This window comes from Phocaeicola sp. (assembly GCF_048170425.1).
GTDB lineage: Bacteria > Bacteroidota > Bacteroidia > Bacteroidales > Bacteroidaceae > Phocaeicola.
This window is the reverse complement of record NZ_DBEXBB010000317.1, coordinates 1-4,262: the sequence shown is the minus strand read 5'-3', so window position 1 is coordinate 4,262 and position 4,262 is coordinate 1. Positions and strand designations below refer to the sequence as shown.

Here is a 4,262-nt window from a genome sequence, read left to right as displayed (position 1 = left end):
GCTTCTAACAACAGTTCCATTACCTGGCAAGCTGATTTAGCCACGGAAGTACCCGGACCAAAGATAGCCATTACTCCAGCTTTATACAAGAAATCGTAGTCCTGTGCCGGGATGACACCACCTGCAAAGACCAGAATATCTTCGCGGCCCAGACGTTTCAATTCGGCGATGATTTGCGGAATCAATGTCTTGTGTCCGGCAGCCAATGAAGAAACTCCCACTGCATGAACGTCGTTTTCTACAGCTTCGCGAGCAGCTTCCTCCGGAGTCTGGAACAACGGTCCCATATCCACGTCGAAACCACAGTCTGCAAATCCGGTAGCTACTACCTTGGCACCACGGTCGTGTCCGTCCTGTCCCATCTTGGCAATCATGACACGCGGACGACGGCCTTCTTTCTTCGCAAATTCTTCGGTCAGTTCGCAAGCCCGTGCGAAATCTGCATCCTTTTTACTTTCTGATGAATACACGCCTGATATTGTTCTGATAATTGCTTTATAACGTCCTACGACTTTTTCGCAGGCGTCAGATATTTCTCCCAGTGTAGCACGTACGCGAGCGGCTTCTACGGCCAGTTCCAGCAAGTTACCCTTTCCGGTGCGTACGCATTCGGTAATAGCCTCCAATGCCTTGTCCACTTCGGCCTGGTTACGGCCTTCTTTCAGGCGGCGCAGGTTTTCAATCTGTTCCTGACGTACGGCAGTGTTGTCCACTTCCAGAATATCAATCGGGTCTTCTTTTTCCAGACGATATTTGTTTGTACCCACGATAGTCTGTTCACCCGAGTCGATACGAGCCTGAGTACGTGCAGCAGCTTCCTCGATACGCATTTTCGGAATACCGGTTTCGATGGCTTTGGCCATACCGCCCAGTTTCTCGATTTCCTGAATGTGTTCCCAAGCCTTGTGAGCCAGTTCGTTGGTCAACGCTTCCACGTAGTAAGAACCACCCCATGGGTCCACGTTCTTGCAAATCTGCGTTTCTTCCTGAATGTAAATCTGTGTATTACGTGCGATACGTGCCGAGAAGTCGGTCGGAAGGGCAATCGCTTCGTCCAATGCGTTGGTATGCAGTGACTGCGTGTGTCCCAATGCGGCAGCCATGGCTTCGATACAGGTACGTCCTACGTTGTTAAACGGGTCCTGTTCGGTCAGTGACCATCCGGAAGTCTGTGAGTGTGTACGCAGTGCCAGTGATTTCGGATTCTTCGGATTGAACTGTTTTACAATCTTTGCCCACAGCATACGTGCGGCACGCATCTTGGCTATTTCCATGAAGTGGTTCATACCGATGGCCCAGAAGAACGACAGACGTGGAGCAAAAGCGTCAATGTCAATGCCGGCAGCCACTCCTGCACGGAGGTATTCCAGTCCGTCGGCCAGTGTATAAGCCAGCTCGATGTCGGCAGTGGCCCCCGCTTCCTGCATGTGGTATCCCGAAATAGAGATAGAGTTGAATTTCGGCATCTTCTGAGAAGTATATTCAAAGATGTCAGAAATAATCTTCATGGAGAAGGCAGGCGGATAAATGTAGGTGTTACGTACCATGAATTCTTTCAGAATATCATTCTGGATGGTTCCAGCCATTTCCTCCAGTTTGGCACCCTGTTCCAGTCCGGCGTTGATGTAGAAGGCCATGACAGGAAGTACCGCACCGTTCATGGTCATGGAAACAGACATCTTGTTCAAAGGAATACCGTCGAAAAGCACTTTCATGTTTTCCAATGAACAGATAGATACACCGGCTTTACCAACGTCGCCCACTACACGCGGATGGTCAGGGTCGTATCCACGGTGTGTCGGAAGGTCGAAAGCTACTGACAATCCTTTCTGACCGGAAGCCAGGTTACGACGGTAGAATGCGTTGGACTCTTCTGCTGTAGAGAATCCGGCATACTGACGGATGGTCCACGGGCGGAAGGTGTACATCATGGAGTACGGGCCACGAAGATAAGGAGGAATACCGGCTGCATAGTTCAGGTGTTCCATGCCTTCCAGGTCTTCTTTGGTGTATACAGGTTTCACCTGAATCTGTTCAGGTGTTTTCCAGTTGGCAGTGATGCCATTTTCTTTCTGCCATTCCATGCCGTTTTGCGGATGGAAATCGGCAAATATATCGATTTGTTTGAAATTCTGTCTCATAGTTCAATTCAGGATAAAAGTTTGCTGTTGTATTCGCGTAAGGTTTCCAGTACGTTGCAACGCACGTGAATGAAGTTTTCGATGCCGGCAGCCTTCAGTTCTTCCATGCAGGCCGGAGCGCCGGCTACGATAAACATAGCGCGTCCGTTGAGTGCCTTGAAGGCCGGGATAGCATATTCTGCATATTCATCATCGCTGGAGCAGATTACCACGATGTCTGCCTGTGCTTTTATGGCAGCTTCAACCCCTTCTTCTACACTGGCAAATCCTAAGTTGTCAATTACCTGATAGCCTGCACAAGCCAGGAAGTTGCATGAGAACTGTGCACGAGCCTGACGCATGGCCAGATTACCGATGGTCAGCATGAAAGCTTTCGGCCGTTTGCCTGAATTTTCAGTTTCCAGACGGAGTGCTTCAAATTCGCTGGCAGCACGTGCCGTTTCCAGTTTGGCAAGACCGGCTTCCTCTTCGTGTGCGTCTCCACCGCAACCGCATTTCTTGCATCCATCCAGCGGACGTTTGTCGCCGGCCAGTTCGTTGAAATTCGGATACTGGTTGGTTCCCAGCAAAATTTCCTTGCGTTTGGACACCGCTTCATGACGGGCCTTATTACTCTGGTTTACAGCTTCCTGAATGCTTCCAGCCTTGACTGCCTGCAACATCCCCCCTGCTTCTTCTACAGAAAGGAAAAGGTTCCAAGCCTGTTTGGCAATGGCTACAGTCAGGTTTTCAATATAATAAGAACCAGCTGCCGGATCAACGATACGGTTCAGGTGTGATTCTTCTTTCAACAGCAGTTGCTGGTTGCGGGCGATTCTTTCTGAGAAATCGTCCGGTGTCTGATAAACTTTGTCGAATGGAGATACCGTGATGGAGTTGACTCCGGCAATGGCAGCACTCATGGCCTCTGTCTGTGTGCGGAGCAAGTTCACGTGTGCATCGAATAACGTAAGGTTAAAATTGGAAGTTTCTGCATGAGCCACCATCTTGCAGGCACAATAGCAGGTGCCGTCAGCTCCGGTATTCTGGCAGTCCGTACGCGGGCATTTCGGCGCGTATTGTTTCACAATATCAGCCCACAGCATACGTGCCGCACGGAATTTGGCGATTTCCATAAAATAGTTGGAACTGATGCCGAAGTTAAATTTGATTTTCTTGGCGGCCAGTGCGGCAGGTACACCTGCCTCTACCAACAGGTTGAGGTACTCATTTCCCCAGGCCAGTGCATATCCTAATTCCTGATAAATGTAGGCTCCGGCGTTGTTCAACTGTACAGAGTTAACTGCAATACAACGGAAATGCGGGTATCCGGCCAGTGTCTCTACCAGTTCCTTCCCTGTGGCAATGACAGCGCTTACGTCTTTCCCTTTTTGCATCATCTTACTGATGGGGTCGAAGTTGAGCGAACCTTTCAGTTTTTCAGGTGCATATCCTTTTTTCTGGAAGTAGGCTACTAGCAGTTGGGCCAGTTGCAGCGTATGGCGCTGACAGGTAGAGAAGTTCAGTTCGATACATTCGCAGCAGATGTCTTTCAGCAATGTGTCGAGATATTCAGCATTGAGTTCTTTGGCTTTGATATGGAAACCGAGCGAGTCTACACCTTTATTTAATATATCCAAGGCTTTTGCATTAGCTTCGGCTGCGTTTTCCACTATTATATCCTGACGGATGAACCAAGTGTTGTCATCTTTTTTGATGCCTCTTACGTAGGGGTATTGTCCGGGAAGCCCTTCAGTGGTTTTCAATCCTTCCAAATCTTCTTGACGGTAGAATGGTTTCACTTTGAAACCTTCGTTGGTTTTCCATACCAACTTTTTCTCAAAATCAGCCCCTTTCAAATCGACCGTAATTTTATCCATCCATTCCTGTGTGGACACCGGGGAAAAATCTGAAAAGAGTTTTTCTTTACTATCTGCCATAGTGAATTAGTGTTTTTGGGTTGATATTCAGATTTAAAATTGTAGAGCAGGGTAATGGCCTGCATGGGCAAATATACAAATTTTCCGGCTGTTTATCCTACATTCCTCTTTTTTTATGGCGACAGAAAGCTAAAAACATTAAACGGGAAGTTGCGTTTTCCTACATTTGTGATGCCGTTAAAAGTACAGGTGGAAAACAGTC

Annotated in this window: 2 protein-coding genes; both read right to left on the bottom strand. The window is 48.3% G+C overall.

The features are described 5' to 3' along the window. Positions 1-2,141, bottom strand: a 2,141-nt coding sequence (scpA, locus tag ACMJ0U_RS12240; protein ID WP_417130158.1) for a methylmalonyl-CoA mutase, incomplete at its 3' end; no start/stop codon positions are given. An 8-nt stretch (positions 2,142-2,149) separates the two neighbouring features. Then, positions 2,150-4,060: a methylmalonyl-CoA mutase small subunit gene (gene mutA / locus ACMJ0U_RS12235; RefSeq protein WP_417130157.1), complete on the bottom strand. Its 1,911-nt coding sequence runs from the start codon at positions 4,058-4,060 to the stop codon at positions 2,150-2,152. Between the last annotated feature and the right edge of the window lie 202 nt (positions 4,061-4,262).